The sequence below is a fragment of the Shewanella electrica genome, from assembly GCF_022321485.1.
Lineage (GTDB): Bacteria > Pseudomonadota > Gammaproteobacteria > Enterobacterales > Shewanellaceae > Shewanella > Shewanella electrica.
In genome coordinates, this window is record NZ_JAKOGG010000515.1 from 1 (window position 1) to 254 (window position 254).

Annotated in this window: 1 protein-coding gene; it reads right to left on the minus strand. The window is 52.4% G+C overall.

Annotation, left to right across the window (positions count from 1 at the left end; all coding sequences use genetic code 11):
• Nucleotides 1–119: 119 nt before the first annotated feature.
• On the minus strand, nt 120–242 hold the full coding sequence (locus tag L9G74_RS23160) for a DUF6681 family protein (RefSeq protein WP_369123394.1): 123 nt from the start codon (nt 240–242) through the stop codon (nt 120–122).
• Between the last annotated feature and the right edge of the window lie 12 nt (nt 243–254).

Genomic DNA, 254 nt, shown 5'->3' on the forward strand with positions numbered 1-254 from the left:
ACCTTACGGAGGTTTTCTTGCTCGCGGGAATCGATTTCGACCTCGGCTTGGATAACGTCTTCACCAGTGAATAAACCCTTGGACGCCCCCATTGCTTGCTTTTGCAGGGCGGCCAGCTTTTAGAGCCGCTGACGCTCCTTTTCTTCGGGGGTCTCACGCGTCGTCCCGGTCAACTTAGATAGCCAAGGCGACAGGAAGTCAAAACGCGAGGTTTTTCCCAGGAAATAATAAACGGCGTTCAAGTAGAGGTAGTA